This window comes from Chitinophaga terrae (ex Kim and Jung 2007) (genome assembly GCF_900107795.1).
In the GTDB taxonomy this organism is placed as follows: Bacteria; Bacteroidota; Bacteroidia; order Chitinophagales; family Chitinophagaceae; genus Chitinophaga; species Chitinophaga terrae.
The window spans coordinates 35,422-54,781 of sequence record NZ_FNRL01000012.1; the positions used below are offsets into that span (position 1 = coordinate 35,422).

Here is a 19,360-nt window from a genome sequence, read left to right on the forward strand (position 1 = left end):
TACATCTAACAATGAAACGCTTACTTTATATACTGATCATTTCTGCGGTTGGCTTCAGCAGTTGTAAAAAATTCCTGGATGTGATCCCGGACAACGTAGCCACTATCGACAATGCCTTTACCATGCGGCAGGAGGCAATGAAATATCTTTTCACCTGCTACTCTTACCTGCCATTAAATGGCGACCTGTCGTCCAACCCCGCCCTGCTGGCAGGCGATGAATTCTGGATGGAACGCCCATACAGCACCAGTGAAGAACCCTGGCAGATCGCGCTGGGCTTCATGAGCGCCAATAATATCTATATGTCCAGGTGGAATACCTACTTCGCCGCATTGAGGGATTGCAACATCTTCATCGATAATATCCATAAAGTAGTGGATATGACACAATCGGAGAAAGACCGCTGGACAGCGGAAGTTAAATTCCTGAAAGCCTATTACCATTTCCTGTTAGTGCAGATGTACGGCCCTATACCTATCATTTCAAAGAACCTGCCTATTTCCAGCACAGCAGAAGAGGCGCAGGTACCACGCGAGCATGTAGATACTGTATTCAATTATATTTCTCACCTGATGGATACAGCGGCCGCCGACCTTCCGGAGTTCATTGCCGACAAGGCTACAGAACTGGGCCGCATCACCAAGCCTATTGCGCTGGCCATCAAAGCGCGGGTATTGGCAACAGCCGCCAGCCCGCTCTTCAACGGCAATTCCGACTACTCCGGTTTCGTGAACTACGACGGCAAACCGCTGTTCACCGCCGCCTTTGATGCGAATAAATGGAAATTAGCAGCAGAAGCCTGTAAAGCAGCAATAGAGGTCTGTGAAAAGAACGGTATCACTTTATACAAATTCAACCAGCTGGGAGTAACGTTATCGGATACACTAACCCGGCAGATGAGCATCAGGAATGCCATGTGTGAAGAATGGAATGCAGAAGTGATCTGGAACAATCCCAATACCAGGACCTATGAACTGCAGCGACAGGCCATGCCAAGGCTCGACCCGGCCAGGATCGGCAATGAGATCAGCCTGGGCGCCGTAGCCCCTACTATGAAGATCGCCGAACTGTTCTATACAGATAAAGGAGTGCCTATCACAGAGGATAAAACCTGGGATTACAATGGCCGCCTGAAGCTCAGAACAGCCACCAAAGCAGAAGGTGAACTGATCTATGAAGGATATACCACCGCATCCCTGCATTTCAACCGGGAGCCACGCTTCTATGCCGACCTGGCGTTTGACGGCGCTATGTGGTATATGCAGAACGGCACTTATCATATAGAATCCAAAGCCGGGCAATGGCAGACCCGTAAAAATATCTATGATAACAATGTAACCGGCTATTTCGCTAAAAAGGTGATTAACTGGAAATACGTGATCCAGGAAGGACAGAGTATTTATGTAGAATCTTACCCCTGGCCGGAGATCAGGCTGGCCGATCTTTACCTGCTCTATTCAGAAGCCCTGAATGAGCAGAACGGTCCTACGCCCGAGGTTTTTGTTTATATAGATAAAGTAAGGGACCGGGCCGGGTTGAAAGGCGTACAGGCTTCGTGGTCGCAGTATTCGAAGAATCCTGGCAAACCATCTACCAAAGAAGGTCTTCGCCAGATCATACAACAGGAAAGGATGATAGAACTGGCAATGGAAGGATCAAGATTCTGGGACCTGCGCCGCTGGAAACGCTGCATGGAAGAGCTGAACAAGCCGGTGACCGGATGGGATATCGACCAGTCAGATCCTAACTTCTATTACCGTATCAGGACAAGGGCGCGTCAGAGTTTCCAGACCCGCAATTACCTGTGGCCTATCAGTTCCCAGGACCTGATGAACAACCCGAAACTCGTTCAGAATCCAGGCTGGTAATTTTTCAACATTAACACTATGCACATGAAAACACGTTCATTCATTTTATATACTTTCCTGCTGCTGGCCGGTTGTACAAAAGAAGAACATAAACCGGTGAACACTACCGGCGAACAACCGGATGTGGTGAAGAACATCAGCGTTACCAATCTTCCCGGCGCTGCCAAACTGGTTTACACCCTTCCTGATAATAAAGACGTATTGTATGTAAAAGCAGAATATACTATCAGGAATGGGGAGAAAAGAGAAGTACGATCTTCTTACTATAACAACTACCTGGTAGCCGACGGGTTCGGAGATACAGCCGAACATGTTATCACCCTGTATGCCGTTACCCGTAATGAAAAACAGTCGGAAGGCGTTGCCGCCACCGTAAAACCGCTGGCGCCGCCCGTGCTCAACGTTGCCCGCTCGCTGAAGATCAGGGCCGATTTCGGGGGAGTGAACATCTCCTACGCCAACGACGCCAAGGCCGATATAGCCATCGTTACACTCACCAACGACTCTTCGGGTATTTACGGCCCTGCGGATGTCCGTTACACGAAACTGGAAAAAGAAAGCTATGCAGTAAGAGGTTATGCGGCGGAAAAACGCAAGTTTGGTTTCTATGTCCGCGACCGTTGGGGCAACCAATCGGATACCCTCCAGTTAGAACTTACACCCCTATACGAAAAACTGCTGGACAAGAACAAGTTCAGGGAAGTTAAACTGCCCGGCGATGTAGACTATGGCTGGGGATTGCCTATTCCTAACCTCTGGAACGGCACCTTATGGCACTCGGCCGATAAACTGGATGGCATGCCGATGTGGATCACCTTCGACCTGGGAGTAACGGCGCAGCTCAGCCGCATAGCCTTATGGCAACGCCCTAACGAGTGGATCTACCTCCAGAACAACGTCCGCAAATTCGAGATCTGGGGTTCTACCAATCCGGCTTCCGATGGCAGCTGGGGCAGCTGGACCAAACTCGTTGAGCATACTGTTATCAAGCCATCCGGCCTGCCTGTTGGCCAGGTAAACCAGGCCGATAAAGACGCCGCAGCAGCCGGCGAACAAATGGACGTGCCGTTGAGCGCTCCAAAGGTCAGGTATATAAGAGTGAAAATACTTCGTACGTGGACCGACGGCGGTTACGCTGCCAATATCCAGGAAATGAAGTTCTGGGGAAATGATCAATAGTGTTCATCATCAAAAATTCCATTATGCAATCTTTATATAAATATGCCTGCCTGGTATGTGTTCTGCTCCTGGCGCTTGCCTGCAGGAAACAAGACGACTATAAGAAATACCTGGGCAACGGCGAAATACGGTATACGGGAAAAGCGGATTCCCTACAGGTTCACCCTGGCAGGAACCGGGTACAGCTCTCATGGCTTTTAATCGCAGACCCAAAGATCAATCGTTCCCTGATCTATTGGAACAATCACCGCGACTCCCTAAACCTGCCTATCAAACGGGGTGAAGGAGTAGACACCATCCGCTGCTTTATTGAAAACCTGGAAGAAAGAGCGTATACATTCGAGGTATTTAACTACGATGTAGACAACAATATCTCGGTAAAAACAGAAGCTACCGGTTTTGTATATGGCAGCCTGTATGAAGACGCCCTGCTTACAAGAGCCATCGCAGGGGCGGAGCTAAAAGGCACGCAGGCGGAGATCTCCTGGGCCGATATAGATACAACCGGCGGTATTGTTGGCATGCAGATCAGGTATACCACCTCCGACGGCAAGCTGCATGATACCATTATCAAAGCGCAGGGAACAGGACAGGTAACCATACTGCCCGACTACAATGCCATGCAACCATTTGAATACCGTACCCGTTACCTGCCGGATACGCTGGCTATAGATACTTTCTTTACAAGCTACGATAAAAAATACGTGCGGGCGGATATAACAGAGAAGTATATACGTAATGCCGGCAATCCATTTATCAGGGACGATAACCAATCGCACGGCGATCGCTTCGGGCAGCTTAAAGACTGGCAGTTCAACAGCGAAGCCGGCAAAAACGGCACCTACGACAACATCGGGGGCCAGGGCCGCCTCACGCTCTGGATCTGGGATAACGGCACCATCACTAATGGAAAAATATACCAGACCTTCACCCTGCCAGCCGGCGAGTATAAATTCGAAGCGGATGTTTCCAACATCGACGGAACACTGGAAAACACCTGGCTCCTCGTTGCGGCCGGAGATCAATTACCGGATGTCGAAAGCGTGAGCACCGCATTAGGCGCCGCCAGGATAGTGAACAATAGCAACAAACAAATATCGGCAGCCTTCACGCTATCAGCCGAAACCAAGATCACGGTGGGCTTCACGGGCACCTTCACTAACCCCGCCGAGCAAACTATCCGCGTGAACAAAGTCTCTCTAATCAAAGACCGCTAGTTTCACGCAGAGGGGCAGAGGGAGGCAAAGAGGCAAAGATTTTTTTAAGAATAATAAGTAAGCAGAGAGGCAAAGAGTTTTTAAGAATAATAAGATAGTAAAGAGTTTTTTTTAAGAATAGTAAGGAGACAGAAAGGAAAGGATTTTTGATCATACCGATTTTTAAAAAGCCAAGAATCGAAGACTATGTATATAACATGCTTTTCGATTCTTTGCTTTTTTATTATTTCTTAAAAAACCTTTGCTTACTTATTATTTCTTAAAAACTCTTTGCCTCTCTGCTTACTTATTATTCTTAAAAAAATCTTTGCCTCTTTGCCTCCCTCTGCGCCTCTGCGTGCTATTTATGCAAGGCTTTTTCGCGGGCCTTTTGTTCCTTGCGTTCTTTTTTGGCTTGTTTGCGGAAATAGCCCCGGAAGAGGAAGTTATTCCGGAGGGCCAGCATATTGGTATCCAGTTTTTCCGTACTGGATTCCAGGTTTAGGATGGTTGCCTTCAGCGCATCCGCGAAGAGGGTATCATGCAATATCATTCCCGCTACTGCGCGTTCGTCTTGCAGGCCCTCTTTGATGCCGACGCTGGCGTCCTGCAATTGGCTGACGGCATCGTTGGCGCGTTGTGCTGCGAGGTTCATATCCTGCGAGGCGGTGCGGAGGTTGGAGAAGATGACGGTATCTGTAACCAGGTCGTTGGCCAGGGAGCCCTTCCTATGCAGCTGTGAAGCGTAAGAGGCCAGGGCTTCCGTGAGGCGTTGGGTATTGCCTACGGTAACTTTCAGGCCTGCAACGGCGCGGCTGAGATCATCGTATACCGCTTCATCTTTCAATAATTTACCCATAGAGCCTTCTCCATCAACCATTCTTTTGGTAATGATCTTCAGGTTGTCGGTGATATCGACGAGGCTTTTGTTATTGGTTTGGAGGGTAGACATGATCTCGTCTGTGCTCAGGCCACTGCCAACGGTCAGGTGATCGCCGTCTTCGATGACCGGCATCTGGACTGTTCCGCCGGTTAGCATTACCATTTTATTTCCCATCAGTCCTTCGGAGCTGATTGTTGCTACCACGTCTTTATGCAGGTACTGGCTGGAAGCTTTGTCTATCACCATGTCAACCTCGATCTGGTTGGCCTGCAGGAAACGGATCTTTTTTACAGTTCCTACTTTAACGCCGGAATACTGTACGTTCCTGCCTACGGCGAGACCTTTTACATCTTTGAATACGGCTGTCACATTCACGTTATTGGTGAAAAGCTGCTGCTTTTTTCCCATCATAAAAACAGCCGCTATAAAAATGACCAGGCCCAGAAATACAAAGATGCCTACTATTACTGCTCGTCTTTTTCCTGTTTCTTCCATAACTTATTGTGTAAAGTTGTAATCGTAAAAACTCTTGATCAGTCCTTCCTGCGTACTGAACACTTCATCAAACGTGCCTATCTTAAGGAACTTCCCTTCTTCCATTACCGCCACCCGGTCGGCCACCGCTTTGGCACAGGTGAGATCGTGGGTGATCACGATGGAGCTGGTATTAAATCTTTCTCTTACATTCACGATAAGGTTATTCAATTCAGTACTGGTAATAGGATCAAGACCCGATGTAGGTTCATCATACAACATGATCTCAGGTCGCAGGATCAGCGTTCTTCCTATCCCAATCCTCTTCTTCTGACCTCCCGACAACTCGGCCGGTAACTGGTTAATGGTTTCCGGCAAACCGATTGCTTCCAGTACTGTATTAACGGTTTTGGATATCTGGCTTTTAGTCATGCTCCTGTTATTCCTTCTCAACGGGAAAGCCAGGTTCTCGCCTACTGTCATACTATCATATAAAGCGCTGCTCTGGAAAGAAAAGCCCACTTTCAGGCGCAATGCCCTTAAGGCCGGGTAGCTTAACTGGTTAACATCTTCTCCCAATACGATTACCGATCCGGCGTCGGGTTGCAATAACCCGATAATGATCTTGATAAGCACCGACTTACCGGTTCCGGATCTTCCAAGCACCGCGAGGTTTTCGCCTTTGAACAGGTCCAGGTCTACTCCCCGCAGCACATGTTTATCGCCGAAGGATTTATAAAGCCCCCGTATTTTGATCACTTCCTCGTTCTTGTCTATATAATGCGTACCTTCTGCCATAACCTAGCGGATTGAATTAAAGATGTGCACAATGATCACTTCTTCGATAAAGATGAGGAACATAGAAACTACTACAGAAATATTGGCCGCTTTACCTACTCCCAAAGTTCCCTGCGTGGCGTTAAACCCCTGGTAACAGCTTACTACGCCAATAGTAAATCCATAAACGATGGATTTGGTTAACGCTGTCGTATAATCGAGAAATGTTATTTGTGCGAAGGCATTGTCAAAAAACGCTACCAGGCTGGTTTGTTCATGTGCATGAACGTCGAAATACGATCCCATGCAACCAATCAGCGCGTTGTAGAACATAAGAATGGGCAGGCAAACTGTCATGGCTATCACCCTTGTTACAACCAGGTAACGGAAAGGGTTAATGGCAGAAACTTCCATGGCGTCTATCTGCTCGGTAACTTTCATAGACGCCAGTTCCGCCCCGATGCTGGAACCTACTTTACCCGCGCATATCAGCGCGGCGATCAATGGCGCAAGGGCTCTTACCACCGCAATGGCCACCAGTGAAGGCAACCAGGCAGTAACTCCAAATTCCGACAAGGTCGGACGCGATTGCTCGGTAAATACCACTCCTGTAATAAAACCGGTTACTGTTACTAACGCCAACGACTTATACCCTACCTGGTAACACTGACGGATAAACTCCCCCCATTCGATCGGGGGCCGTACCGCCTCCCTCACCAGGCGGCGAATGAAGTCGAAAATGTTGTAGAAGTTGAGGAAAAACCTGTCAATTTTCCCGTTTATTATTGGTTTATCCGATTTTCCGTTGGTTGAACTCATCTTTCGTGCATATGCTTACACTAATTACAAATCTGTGCCGCTTTTGTTAAATATTACGGGCAGGTAAAATCATAATTCTGCTGATGAGCCCTGTAAACCTCTAAAACAAAGGAGGTCGACCAGCGTATGCCAGTCAACCTCTCTAGTTATTTTATTTATGATATTTCCAGCGCAGTGGAGATGTATTCTCAGAACGTTTAAATACTTCCCCGTTTCACTGAATCAAAGTCGCATCGTTAATCCGCCAACATAGTTCCGTCCCGGCGCGGGGTTGTAAAACCTGTTCCCAACGGCATTCAGGTCATTTCCCAGGCTATACGAAGCATTCAGGAGATTATACGCTCCCGCATACACTGAAACGGGGAAACGCATATTCAATGGCAGCTGCCACTGTATATTCGCCTGCAGCAGGTGATAACTGCCGGCAAACACGGTATTTCCATCTTCCAGCGGCAAACGGCTGGTATAGGTATGCTGCACATACAGGGAAAGCTTCGCAGGCAATAACCCATGCAGGCTGCTCACCAGGATGGTTTTAGGCACGCCGGTCACCCGGTTGCCCGAATAATCTTTCTGCCCCATAATATAATCATCAAACAGGAAATCGCTGTAGGTATAAGATTCCATCCATTTCAATCCCCTGATCAAACCATGGGTACCGGGGCGCAACAACCAGAAATATCCCTGGGCTTCAATTCCTTTCTGTTTCACTCCTCCGGCATTCACATAATAATCATTCCCCCCGGCGTCCACTCGCCTTACAATGGCCTGGTGCATCCGGTAATAGAATACCGCCAGGTCCAGTCCTGCCCTGCCGTTGTTGGTATTTGCCCTTAACCCGGCTTCATAATTCCATCCATTTTCAGGCTCCAGGTTCCGGCTGGCAACGGCGGAAATTTCTTCAGTGGTAGGCGGAGAATAGCCCCTGCTAACGGTAAGCCGCCCTGTCAGTTCCGGCGTGAACAGGTAGGATACAGAAACCCTTGGCATCAGTTGTACATTAAACTTGTTGTCGGGCTGCAGACTATTACGGTATTTATAGCTGAAATAATTGACGCTGGTTGCAGCTTCAAAGGTAAATCCCCCTGCCATGGCCTGGAAGCGGGTAAAAAAGAAATGCTGATCGGCGGCTACTTTATAAGCCCGCTGGATGGTATCCCTTACTCCTTTCTTATTTCCGTATTCAATAGCGTCGGTGGTGGTTTGCTGCCATTCCAGTCCGTTCAGCCATTTCCATTGAATGGCGCTGTTGCGGCGCGGATCATTCTCCCATTGCAGGTAGGTTCGCAGCCCCACTGTATTTTCGTCTCTTACTTCATACTTGGTGATGAAAGGATTTTCGAAGTGGGTAGTCTGGCCGAAAACGGCAAGAACATGTTTTAAACGGGGATTGAATTGCGCTTCGTGTACCAGTCCGCCCTGGAAGGTTTTATTATAGATACCGGCTTTTTGTGTAAGGGCGCCGGGGATAGCCGGCGTGCCGGGCCTGGCCTGCCGCGGATCTGCCTGGGCCTGTGCCTGGGTAAGTCCGCCGGGGGTCAGGTACGAAAGATCCGAATAGAAGGCCAGTAACTTCAACGCATATCCCGGTTTGTATTCCCAACGTTGGGTCGTTTGCGTATAGGAACGTTTCATGTTGGTGTTCTGTCGATAACCATCAGCTCTCTGGTACCCCTGGAATACCTGCAGCTGGTAATTTTTCCATTGCTGCTGGTAGCCTATGCTTCCATGAAAAAGTCCGTAGCTGCCGCCTTGCAGGTTCAACTGCAGGTGATGCGTATCTGCCGGCAAAGGCGCTAACGACAGGCGTACGATACCTCCTGAATTGGCTCCGAACATGCTGTCGTCAGGGCCTTTCAGGATCTCGACGCCATTGACCGCGTCCTGGTCTACCAGGTTTAAATAAGTATTTCCACTTGCATCCGTCAACGGAATATCGTCGGCATATATCCTCACATTCCTGATCCCAAACGGAGAACGCAGCAGGCTTCCGCGGATCGACAGCCGGTAGCTGCCCGGAGAACGTTCTTCCATCCTCACACCTGTAACCGTGTTGAGGGCAGGCAATAAAGAAGGCCCCTGGTGCAGCTGCAGGTCAGCTGCTTTTAATATACTTACGGCAGTGGGTACCCGTTGCAGGGAAGCCCTTGAATAGTACGACTGTACCACCACTTCTTTCAGCAGCTGCGATGTATCCTGTTGCGCGCTTGCCGCAACAGCCGTCATCATCCATGCTCCTATCATTAAGCCTGTCTGTTGTTTTCTCATGCCAGAAAGATAGAAATAATTTGTATCAACCGGAAGAGATACAATTAAACCCCTATATTTACGCCCTTCGAGATGATTAACATGAAAAACAGATTGTTACTGATCGGGGGATTGATAATGAGTTGTCATACTCCCTCAACTGACACAACGGCCAAAGATTCAGTGGCCTTCACACCCGCTCCTGTCGGGGAACCTGCAACGTTGAAACCAGCAGCGCCGGTTTACACTGGTCCGGATACCCTGGGCGGCGATTTCAACGGGGATGGGGTGATGGAATATGCATTTGTAAAGAAGGTGAAAGAAGGACAAGGCAACCCGGTAGAAGACGGAACGCCGGACGAATATGCGGTGGAGTTCTCGAACAACGAAATTCCTTCCATCAATATCGGCTGCTGCGAAGCCCTGCTCATAGGGGAAGGTGATCTGAATAAAGATGGGAAACCTGAGTTCAGCGTGTACCAGGCGCCGATGAACGGCAATACCTATACGCTGACCACCTGGACCTTCGCTGCAAATAAATGGAACCCATTGTTCCCTTCCTTCCTGGTGCCAACCGGTGGAGATGCGTTATCTATGAAAGAACTGGAGGGAAAAGTTTACCTGAGAAATGATAGCCTGTTTTACCAGGAAACAGATGTTTCGGAAACATTTGAACTTAAAGAGGCGCCTGTTAACCTGCCATCAAACTAATTTCAAAACCAATATTTTATGAAGCCTGTTTGGTATAAATCTTTAATCCCTCACCTGCTTGCTGTCCTGATCTTTGTCGCACTCGCATTCACTTTTTGCAGTCCTGTACTGGAAGGCAAATCCCTTTTTCAATCGGACATGATGCACTTTAAAGGGATGCAGAAAGAAGCGCTGGATTATTACGAAAAGACCGGCGATCTTCCTTTGTGGAGCAACAGCATGTTCGGCGGAATGCCCACCTATGTATTTTATACAGGGCCAAATGCCAACTACCTTGGCGCCCTTAATAAAGCCATGGCGTTGTTCCTTCCCAACCCGGTGAATATGTTCTACCTGCTGATGATTGGCATGTATGTGCTTTGCTGTGTATTGCGGTGCCAATACTGGATACGGATCTTAGGAGGGGCGGCTTACGGGCTGGCTACGTTTACCATCACCAGCATTGATGCGGGGCATATAACGAAGGTGATGGCAATGGCGTATATGGCGCCTGTGCTGGCCGGTATTGTATTGACCTATCGCGGTAAATACCTTATTGGCGGTACGCTCACACTGCTGTCGGCTGCCTTGCTGATCTATAACAACCATCCGCAGATCACTTATTATACTTTCATTATTGCCATCTGTTTCTTTGTTGCAGCACTGATCAATGCCTACAAAACGAAGGAGCTGAAACGGTTTGCCATCGCTTCTGTTTTGCTGGCGGCGGCAGGCGCTCTGGCGGCTGTTCCGGCTATGGATAATTTGCTGGTGATGAAAGAATATACGCCTTATACCATCCGTGGAAGCCAGTCGGAGCTCACGCATAAGAAAACTGCGAACGTGAGCAGCGGGCTGGATATTAATTATGCTTTCCAGTGGAGTTATGGTAAGGGAGAAACATTCACCATGTTATTGCCTCACCTGGTAGGCGGATCAACCGGCGAGAAGTTATCTGCCTCTTCGCATGTTTATAAAGAACTGGTAGCTATCGGCGTTCCGCAGGCGCAGGCAGAAAATGCGGTGACCAACGGGCGCTGGCCATTGTACTGGGCTGGCCTTCCCTTCACTTCCGGACCGGTGTACATAGGGGTGGTGATCTGTTTCCTGTTCATACTGGGACTGTTCATTGTAGACAGCTGGCACAAGTGGTGGCTCCTGGCAGCAACACTGACAGGCATCGTGTTAAGCTGGGGATACAACCTGCCGGGGTTGAACAACTTCCTCTTCTATCATCTTCCTTTTTATAACAAATTCAGAACGCCTACCATGGCGTTGGTGATCCCGCAGCTCACTATGGTAACGCTGGCGGTGATGGCTTTACAAACACTGATCTATGGAGAGAAGGATAAAACATTTTTAACACAGCACCTGAAAATCGCTGCATACGTGACCGTAGGATTGATTGCCTTGCTGGCCTTTGGTGGCGGGGTATTGTTCCGCTTTTCAGGGCCGGGCGATACTGCATTTGTTAACCGTTATGCGCAGATGCTGGGCGGGGAGATCAATGCAGCGCGATTATTGGGCGCATTACGGCAAGACAGGGCCAGCGCCCTGATGCAGGATGGCGTAAGAGCGCTCTTCTTCCTTGTACTGGCAATTATGCCGGTATGGTTTGCATTAAAAGGTAAACTGAACACTACTTACGCATTGGTAATCATTACCTTGGTAACGGTCATCGATCTCTTTTCCATCGGCAAACAGTATATGAGCGAAGATCACTTTACAGAAGATCAGCAGCTTAGCAACTACACGAGTCCATCGGCGGCCGACCAGCAGATCCTGCAGGATAAAGACCCGTATTACCGGGTATTGAACCTGACCACCAACCCGTTCCTGGATGCCAATACTTCTTACTTCCATAAATCCATCGGGGGCCAGAGCCCCGCTAAACTATGGATATACGAAGACCTGATAGAGCGCCAGCTTTCGAGGAATAACATAGCGGTCCTGAATATGCTGAACACCAGGTATTTTATTGTGCCTGATAACCAGACGGGCCAACCTGTTGCCCAGCGCAATCCTGGTGCATTAGGGAACGCCTGGTTTGTAAAAGCGATACAATGGGCGCCGGATGCAGAAAGCGAAATGAATGCGCTGGATCACTTCAATCCTGCCGATACAGCGGTGATCGACCAGCGATTTAAACCGCAGGTCGCAGGTCTTACACCGTATGCCGATAGCGCTTCGAAGATCACTCTAACTAAATATAGCCTCAACGACCTGGCGTTTAAATCAGAGAACGTGCGGGAAGGCCTGGGAGTGTTTTCGGACATCTATTACCCGGCTGGCTGGAAAGCTTATATTGATGGTAAAGAAACGCCGATCATCAGGGTGAACTATGCGTTGCGGGGGCTGAAGATCCCGGCTGGCGAACATGAGATCATTTTCAAGTTTGAACCAAAAGCGTTCTGGATTGGAAGGCGGATCAGCAGCGTGGCTTCAGTGGGCATAATGGTGCTGGTAGTTGCCGGGTTTGCCTTGAGTATATACTTGAGTATATACAGGAAAGAACTTTAAAAGAGAGGACGCAAAAGATAGCAGAGAGCGGAGATTGATCTCCGCTCCTTTAGTTTTATTCACTATGATCACTAAAAAAGATCAGGCCTTTGCGATACTGTAAGCCGGCTCGTATTTCACCAGTCGCAGTTTTGGTTTGCTTTCGGGGATTTCTATGCTGAAATCCTGTGCGAACAGATTCTTCAACTGTGCTTTTAATTGGAGCAGGTTCGACTGTTTGGTTAAACCGGTTGTAAAGCCTTCCAATTTAAGCGCCGCTTCACTCGATGCAAGATAAGAAGTTGAATACCAGACAATTGGAGTTGTTTGCAAACTTCTGATGTTCAAAGCTTCGGGGAAGGATGGAACAAGGGTTGACCCATTGGCCGGGGCATCCATGAAGATGTAGTCGGGTTGTAGTTCGGGATGTTCTTGCAGGTATTGGATAGCTGACTGAACATTGTTGTGGCAGATACATGCTTTACTATTTCCCAGCAGATCTAACGCCATGTAAAATTGGTTACGCCGGTCATTATCCGGGTCAATTAACAAGCAGGTTAATTTTTCGTTCATTGCAGGATAGATTTGTAGGAATTTATAAGAGGCATATAGATGGGTAAGACAACCCTCTAACGATCGTTCTGTTGTAACCTGCACAAAAGTACATCAGGAAATTGACCTGGAAAAAATATTATACGGCCGGCAACACCACGTTAAAGCTAGCGCCTTCATTTACAGCGCTTGTGGCGTAAATAATTCCTTTGTGATTCAAAACAATTTTCCTGCAAAGGGCTAAACCTATACCTGTTCCTTCGTAAGCATTCCTGTCGTTTAGCCGTTGAAAGATCTGGAAGATCTTTTCTGCATATATCTGGTCGAACCCGATACCGTTGTCGGTAATGGAAATGAGATAGTATTTCTGCAACGGGTCCAGGTCGGGCAGTACCATTACTTCATCCTGGGTGAGGAAGCGGGAATAGATCTGCACGAGCCCCTGCCGGTCGGGCGACAGGAATTTCAGTGCATTGCCAATGAGGTTATGCAGCAGCTGGTTCATCTGCAGCGGGCTGACAGTAAGCGTAGGCAAATGATCTACGGCTATTTCCACGGCGCCCTGGTTGATGGTGACCTCGAAGTCTGTCAATACATTCTTCAGTATCTCGTTCAGGTCCGTTTCTACAAATGGTTCCTTCACGTGTACCAGGCGGGAATAATCCAGCAGTTCGTTGATCAGTTGCGACATTCTTTTAGCGCTCTGGATCACTTTCTCCAGGTACATGCGGCTGGAGTCTGACAGCAGTTCCTTGTTTACATTGTACAATATGCCGGCGAAGGTATGGATCTTCCTCAGCGGCTCCTGCAGGTCATGGCTGGTTACATATGCGAATTGTTCCAGTTCCTGGTTTGATTTTTCCAGGAAGGCGTTGGCTTCTACCAGTTCCCGGGTCCGCAGTTCGACCATTCCTTCCAGGTGCACGGCCAGCTGCATGTATTTGGCTTCGCTTTCCTGCAAGGCCATGAAAAGGCGCCGTTGTTCGGTAATATCCCTGGCAATCTTCGACGCACCTACGATATTTCCTTTCAGGTCTTTGACCGGGGAGATAGTAAGGGAGAGATCCAGCAATCTGCCATCTTTCGTAATCCTTTTTGTCTGGAAATGTTCAACCCTTTTACCCGCTCTGATCTGTTTCAGTATACTAACCTCTTCATCCAATTTGTCTTCAGGGATGATGCGGGTTATGCTGGTCCCGATCATTTCAGCGGCGGTATAGCCAAACAGTTGTTCGGCCGCCGGGTTCCAGCTGGTTATAATACTATTGAGGTCTTTACTGATGATGGCATCGTCAGACGATTCTACGATGGCCGCCAGGCGGGAACCTTGGGTTTCCGCCAACCGTTGTTCGGTGATATCTACAAGCATATTTACTGCGCCGTATATCCTTCCGTTTGGGTCGAACAATGGGTCTGGGTATGGAGTTACAGAGCGTTTGGTTCCATCGGGCCTTTCTATTACTATCACGTCTCCGCGTACCGGCCGCTCTTCTTTTACAGCGCGGGCCATAGGACTCTCGTCCAGCGGCAGCGGCGTAACGCCGTCGGCCATATAGAGTTTCCAGGAACCGCACCATTTGTCGACGGTGGCATTAGGCACCCTGCCCCATAGTTGGGCGGCGGCTTTGTTATACAGTAGTATCCGGCCCTCTTTATCGCAGGTATAAACGGCGGCGGGCAGGCAATCTAATACCTGGCGGTAATGGGTGTTACCAAAGGTTTCCCTCAGGCGTTCTACAGAAATTCCCAGGTTGCCGGATGGCAGCATGGGTTCTTCGTTATTCAGCTGGAAAGCCTGGAGGCTGCCAGGGATTCTCAGTTGTTCTTTAGGTAAATGATGTTTGCCAACAGGGATGCATACCGTAAAAGTGCTGCCAACTCCCGGATGGCTGTTGATCTCTATTTCGCCGCCATGCAACCGTACAATGGCATTTAAGCCCTGTAAGCCTTTGGCGAGATGGATATCGGGCTCTGCAAAACTTTCCTTGATAGCATCAATCAGGCTGCCCGTCATGCCGATGCCTGAATCCTGCACGGCAAAACAGATCCTGTCTTTTTCCTGGCTCAACCTAACGGCAATAGCGCCGTTCTGCGTATGCCTGACGGCGTTAGTAAGCAGGGTCAGCATCATCTGCTCCCACATGGGGCGGTTGATATAGACCTCTGCAGACACAGGAGCAAGGCTTAAAATAAGTGTCAGGCCGGCATCCTGTACCACTTTATCGAATTGTTCGAGGACCTGCCGGCAGAAAAGGGTAATATCTGTTCTATCAAAAAACAATTCCTTAGGCTCCAGCGGGGCGCCTATGCACATAATGCCGCTTTCCGCTACCGAAGGTCCCGGAAGCGGGCTGCCAAAGAATTTATAACCGCTGTCGCGATGAATAAGTTGAAAAAGGGGGTCGGACTGGGGTGCGGAGCCGCCCTGCATGCACAGGTTGATCTTTTCCTCTAATTCCGTCCATTTATCCCTGAACAATTCGCTGGCCGGCCGACCCATTGCTGTTGGATGTTTCCCTTGGAGCAGTTGAATACAGGCGTCATTATAAAAACTGATCTTCTGCTCTCCCCACCATATAAAGATGGGCTGGGGCGAAGAAAACATAATCCTGATACACGTCTGGAGGCCCGCTGGCCATTGGGAGATAGGGCCAAGACTAGTTAAATTCCAATCAATTGAACGGATCGCCTTTCCTGATTCTCCTCCTCCCTGTAAAAAGTTGGCAACTGGTTCTGATGATTCCCCTACAGAAGCCTGGAATGGAGCATTAATCATTGTAAAAAAATCTATACTTAACAGCACTTGGTTGATAATCCTCCTCCTATATTACCTACAAATTTCCACAACCAACACAACAACTGAGTAAAAAAATGCACATATGGTCTATACGGCTAAGCAAATCTTCTTATCAATAGTGCCATTTTAAGCTAAAAAATACATATCATGATAATATACTCCACAAATTATTCCATAATATGATCAGTTGTTATTTTTTTCCACGAAACTGATCTGCCCATTGGTTTCCAGGTAGGCTTTTTCAATATCGGCGAGCGACTCCTTCAATGTTTCTATCCTGAGGCTTTCTATGAGGTCTGAATAGCTCAGGTTCGCCTTTTTCATATTACGCCAGTTGATTACACCGTCATCAAACAATATTAAGGGGCTTCCTTTCACAAGCAGGTCTATTTTCCCGTTAATGGAAGCCAGCCAGGACAGAAAACGGTTAATAGCCACCATAGCGGCTGTGGCGACCACTGTAGGGAGGAACGGCGACGCCCCCACGATCACCCTGGACAGCAGGGCTCCCATCATGATCACTATAATAGTATCGAAAGAAGTCTTTCTCCCGAATATCTGCATGCCCCCCAAACGGAGAAGCATCAACGTAATGAAAAACAGTACTACTGCCCGTATTGTCATCTGCAATACGCCTAACTGATCGCCGCTTCCCCAAAACGTTTCCAGGATACTCATTTTTCAGGAAATTTAATCTGCTCATAGGCAGGGGCTGCTTCTATATAACCCTGAGGCATAAACTCTTTTCCCTCCAATTCATTATAGGATATAAAAAAATGCTCCAATTCCTTGATGGCCTGCGTTGATATCGCATCTACTCCTTTATAGGCCTTCGACATCACCGGAACTGCAATATACCTGTCGTTCCGCACCACAGTGCCGTCTTTTTCCCGTTGTTGCGCCTTGATCGCGCCTAACAAGCGACATTTGATCAGGCAACCGGGGAAACTTTTGAATTCAGAGATCACCAGCGCGTCCAGGGGATCGCCATCTTCGCCTTTAGTACCCAGGATAAATCCAAAATCATAAGGGAAAACCATCCCGGCAGGCAATATCTTATTTAATACAAAGAACTTTGAGATCGGGTCAAAATCATATTTTTCGCTACTGCCTCTCGGCGTTTCAATGACAACTGGTAACTCTTTAATGATCATACTCACTGTTTGGTTAAACTTAAAAATCAAGAATAAAGAGGACTATTATGCGAAGAAACAAAAAAAGGACCAACCAACGCATCAATATAATGATACAGGCATAATGATTGTGACGATTGATGAAAAAACCATATCGTTATGAGCCAGTTTCAAGTTAAGGTGGGAGGACACGAAATAGGAGTTACGCAGTCAGACGAAAATACGTTCATAGTCAGGCTGCCCGACAAAACAATACACCTGGTCAGGAAGCAGGATAACGAGGGCGCCAATCATTGGTTTGAAGAAGGGAAAGATAATGAAACGCCGCAGTTGAGCGACCTGGGAACCGCCATCGAAAAGCACCTGCTATCCAATTGATCAGCGGTTTCCCTTGTTGTAAAAGATGCAAAGTCCATCCTTCCCCGCAACAATAATATCTTTTCGCCCGGATCCCGTAAGATCCGCCGTTACAAAGTATAACCCTACTCCTTTAGTTCCATAACTGATCACCTGTTTGCTGAAGCTTTCATTGCTCCATTTAAAGTAGTAGACGCCGCAGGGATCTGCCGCCCCCGGATCATGATCGTTATGCGCCCGGTAACGCTTGCCGGTGATCAGTTCAGGAGCTCCGTCGTTATCTATATCTTCCCATAGCATTGTATGATATTGGGAATTATAGGGATCTATAGCGTGTTTTATCCAGCTGCTGTTGTTGGTCTTCTTGTTTTTACGCTGTTCATACCAATCCAGTCCATAGTCGTGCCCCTGCCCTACTATGAGGTCGGCCAGCCCGTCGTTATTCACGTCGGCCACTATAACGGGAACGCTTACTGTACCCAGGTTAAAGGCTGCATGAAAGATCCACTTTTCCCCGAATGGTTTCTTAGGCGCTTCCAGCCATCCTTCCGGCACCACAATGTCTGTTCTGCCGTCGCCGTTCATATCTCCAAACCCAAGCCCGTGGCCGGATTTGCGATCAGATATTTTGATGGGAACAAATGTTTTGCTGTTCTTGTCATGTTTGTAGATCACCAACGGATCGTTGGGGGTATTGGGAATGATCTCCATTACGCCGTCTCCATCAAGGTCAAAAGCCCGGGTAGTTTCAATATTACCGGGTGTTGCGATCTCATGTATCTTCCACTCCTCCTCGTTACCGGGGTTTTCTTTCCAGGTCAGTTGTTTGCCGAACCATCCACCTGTAACAAAATCCATTCTTCCATCGCCATTCACGTCGAAGGGAATAGTGGAAAAATCGTCCCAGTACTCGCCAAACTGCTTTACCGGTCCTATATAATGCCGGCGGAAGTAGTCAGGCCCTTCGTACCAGTAAGCCCCGGAAACGATATCGGGCTTGCCATCATTATTTACATCAAAAACAGCTACAGATTCATAGCTTTCGGAAGCGATCACCTTTTTTTCGAACTGCATCACTCCATGGGCCGGAGCCTGGGAATAAGCGGCAGTCGCCAGCATAACGGGAATAATCGGGAACAGGTATGTTTTCATATGGCACTGTTAAAAACGTAAAGAACAATATAATGGTCAAATCTGATAAAACTGTCCTGTGGTGTCCTGTTTGCTGAAGATCATTTTTTTTGTTACCTTGCATGCACTTCACGAAACTTATTCCCGGAACTTTATTGCAATCAACATGCTCACGACAGTGAAACAGTTATGTTTTGTCATTACCGGCGGGCCGGGAATGGGCAAAACTACTTTGATCAATGCGCTTCAGGAAGCGGGGTACGCGACTGTCCCGGAGAGCGGGCGCAGTATCATCAAACAACAGGTAGCAACAGGCGGAACTGCGCTCCCCTGGCTGAATACCATCGCATTTGCCAATGCCATGTGGGATACCGATTTCCAGCGATACATGGATCATAACAACACCGCAATCACCTTCTTTGACAGGGGATTCCCGGATGTTATCGGGTATTTAAGACTATGCCGGTTACCAGTACCGAATTCCATGCTTGCAACGGCCAGGGCTATACGATACGGCCCCAAAGTATTTATTACGCCTCCGTGGGAAGCTATTTACCGGGCGGATGAAGAAAGAAAACAACCATTTGCTGAAGCCGTGGAAACCTATCATCAAATGAAAAGCCTGTACCGGGAGCTGGGTTATGAAACCATTGAAATACCTTTGGTTACCGTGAAAGAACGGGTAGCTTTTATACGGGCGGCGATTAGCTAACACCGCGACAATAAAACGTCATGAAGGAACGCCATTTGGTACGGCG

Annotated in this window: 16 protein-coding genes; 7 read left to right on the forward strand and 9 right to left on the reverse strand. The window is 48.2% G+C overall.

What is annotated here, in order from left to right:
- Nucleotides 1-11 precede the first annotated feature (11 nt).
- From BLV62_RS14195 to BLV62_RS14205, 3 genes are read left to right on the forward strand one after another with little or no spacing between them, the layout of a single operon-like run.
- A complete protein-coding gene (locus BLV62_RS14195; protein WP_089762623.1) occupies nt 12-1,868 on the forward strand; it encodes a RagB/SusD family nutrient uptake outer membrane protein in 1,857 nt (618 codons plus the stop codon).
- A 24-nt stretch (nt 1,869-1,892) separates the two neighbouring features.
- Nucleotides 1,893-3,047 (forward strand): DUF5000 domain-containing lipoprotein, encoded by a 1,155-nt coding sequence (locus tag BLV62_RS14200; protein ID WP_168927857.1) that lies wholly within the window; start codon nt 1,893-1,895, stop codon nt 3,045-3,047.
- Nucleotides 3,048-3,070: 23 nt separating this feature from the next.
- Nucleotides 3,071-4,264, forward strand: a complete 1,194-nt coding sequence (locus tag BLV62_RS14205; protein WP_139170167.1) for a DUF4998 domain-containing protein — start codon at nt 3,071-3,073, stop codon at nt 4,262-4,264.
- Nucleotides 4,265-4,604: 340 nt separating this feature from the next.
- Here BLV62_RS14205 and BLV62_RS14210 read toward each other — a convergent pair whose 3' ends face one another.
- The 4 genes from BLV62_RS14210 to BLV62_RS14225 form a co-directional block, all read right to left on the reverse strand.
- Complete coding sequence (locus BLV62_RS14210) at nt 4,605-5,621, reverse strand: MlaD family protein (protein WP_089762626.1); 1,017 nt, start codon at nt 5,619-5,621, stop codon at nt 4,605-4,607.
- Nucleotides 5,622-5,624: 3 nt separating this feature from the next.
- Nucleotides 5,625-6,398, reverse strand: a complete 774-nt coding sequence (locus BLV62_RS14215) for an ABC transporter ATP-binding protein (protein ID WP_089762627.1) — start codon at nt 6,396-6,398, stop codon at nt 5,625-5,627.
- A gap of 3 nt (nt 6,399-6,401) precedes the next feature.
- Entirely contained in the window at nt 6,402-7,196 is a 795-nt protein-coding gene (locus BLV62_RS14220; RefSeq protein WP_089762628.1) for an MlaE family ABC transporter permease, read from the reverse strand.
- Between the two features lie 222 nt (nt 7,197-7,418).
- A complete protein-coding gene (locus BLV62_RS14225; protein ID WP_089762629.1) occupies nt 7,419-9,464 on the reverse strand; it encodes a TonB-dependent receptor in 2,046 nt (681 codons plus the stop codon).
- Between the two features lie 81 nt (nt 9,465-9,545).
- Here BLV62_RS14225 and BLV62_RS14230 point away from each other — a divergent pair, with 81 nt between their 5' ends.
- Entirely contained in the window at nt 9,546-10,154 is a 609-nt protein-coding gene (locus tag BLV62_RS14230; RefSeq protein WP_089762630.1) for a hypothetical protein, read from the forward strand.
- An 18-nt stretch (nt 10,155-10,172) separates the two neighbouring features.
- Nucleotides 10,173-12,653: a YfhO family protein gene (locus tag BLV62_RS14235; protein WP_089762631.1), complete on the forward strand. Its 2,481-nt coding sequence runs from the start codon at nt 10,173-10,175 to the stop codon at nt 12,651-12,653.
- Between the two features lie 81 nt (nt 12,654-12,734).
- On the opposite strand, the gene BLV62_RS14240 is transcribed toward BLV62_RS14235, so the two are convergent.
- The 4 genes from BLV62_RS14240 to BLV62_RS14255 all read right to left on the reverse strand — a co-directional run bounded on the left by BLV62_RS14240 (nt 12,735) and on the right by BLV62_RS14255 (nt 17,135).
- Complete coding sequence (locus tag BLV62_RS14240) at nt 12,735-13,205, reverse strand: hypothetical protein (RefSeq protein WP_089762632.1); 471 nt, start codon at nt 13,203-13,205, stop codon at nt 12,735-12,737.
- Nucleotides 13,206-13,323: 118 nt separating this feature from the next.
- Nucleotides 13,324-15,960 (reverse strand): PAS domain S-box protein, encoded by a 2,637-nt coding sequence (locus tag BLV62_RS14245; RefSeq protein ID WP_089762633.1) that lies wholly within the window; start codon nt 15,958-15,960, stop codon nt 13,324-13,326.
- Nucleotides 15,961-16,164: 204 nt separating this feature from the next.
- Nucleotides 16,165-16,659 carry a DUF421 domain-containing protein gene (locus BLV62_RS14250; protein WP_089762634.1) on the reverse strand — a complete coding sequence of 165 codons (495 nt, stop codon included), beginning with the start codon at nt 16,657-16,659 and terminating at the stop codon, nt 16,165-16,167.
- Nucleotides 16,656-17,135, reverse strand: coding sequence for an inorganic diphosphatase (locus tag BLV62_RS14255; protein WP_089762635.1), 480 nt, complete (start codon nt 17,133-17,135; stop codon nt 16,656-16,658). The genes BLV62_RS14250 and BLV62_RS14255 overlap by 4 nt, the downstream gene beginning before the upstream one ends.
- A 138-nt stretch (nt 17,136-17,273) precedes the next feature.
- On the opposite strand from BLV62_RS14255, the gene BLV62_RS14260 reads away from it, so the two are divergent.
- Nucleotides 17,274-17,492, forward strand: a complete 219-nt coding sequence (locus tag BLV62_RS14260; protein WP_089762636.1) for a hypothetical protein — start codon at nt 17,274-17,276, stop codon at nt 17,490-17,492.
- Here the strand turns inward: BLV62_RS14260 and BLV62_RS14265 are convergent, their stop codons facing one another.
- Nucleotides 17,493-18,623, reverse strand: coding sequence for an FG-GAP repeat domain-containing protein (locus BLV62_RS14265; RefSeq protein ID WP_089762637.1), 1,131 nt, complete (start codon nt 18,621-18,623; stop codon nt 17,493-17,495). It lies immediately after the preceding gene.
- A 145-nt stretch (nt 18,624-18,768) separates the two neighbouring features.
- On the opposite strand from BLV62_RS14265, the gene BLV62_RS14270 reads away from it, so the two are divergent.
- Nucleotides 18,769-19,314, forward strand: a complete 546-nt coding sequence (locus tag BLV62_RS14270; protein WP_089762747.1) for an AAA family ATPase — start codon at nt 18,769-18,771, stop codon at nt 19,312-19,314.
- Nucleotides 19,315-19,360 lie beyond the last annotated feature (46 nt).